This window comes from Bradyrhizobium sp. TM233 (assembly GCF_036247965.1).
Classification (GTDB): Bacteria; Pseudomonadota; Alphaproteobacteria; order Rhizobiales; family Xanthobacteraceae; genus Bradyrhizobium; species Bradyrhizobium ottawaense.
This window is the reverse complement of sequence record NZ_BTIG01000337.1, coordinates 1-499: the sequence shown is the minus strand read 5'-3', so window position 1 is coordinate 499 and position 499 is coordinate 1. Positions and strand designations below refer to the sequence as shown.

General features: G+C 47.5%; 1 protein-coding gene. It reads right to left on the bottom strand.

Annotated elements, in window-relative coordinates:
* Positions 1–466: hypothetical protein (locus AABA86_RS34440; RefSeq protein WP_338309921.1), on the bottom strand; the 466-nt coding region annotated here is incomplete at its 3' end.
* Between the last annotated feature and the right edge of the window lie 33 nt (positions 467–499).

Sequence of the window (499 nt, the reverse complement as noted above, 5' to 3'; positions counted from 1 at the left end):
CGGCCTTCCGCCCATAGAGCGCCACGCTCCTCAAATAGCATTCCCTTGCTGCATTCTGGTCTACACGCAATATCCCGACCTTCCCGTTGCAGGCGGGATATTTAACAGTTAAATGAGCAGTTGAGATGACCGCGCAGACCTTGTTGAGGGTGTCTCGCCCCAAGAGTACGTTGTAATTGGCTCTACACGCCAATACTAAGTACTTTACTTGAAACTTCTTGACAAACTCTCCTTCTCCAAAGGCAGTCGGAATTTCCACGTATCCCCGCACACTGACACGGTCCCCTGTGAATCCCACCAAGGTTCCCTTGTATAGTTTCAAATCTGATTCCTTTAGTCCCAGGCGATCAAAGGCGTCTCCATAGATGATATCCGCCGAAGATCCCTGGTCTAAGAATACTTTCTTTGTCACATAATTGTTAACCCTAATTGTTACCACAATTGGATCGTTGTCATGGGGAATCACATGCGCGAAATCCTGAGGGGTAAATATAATAGG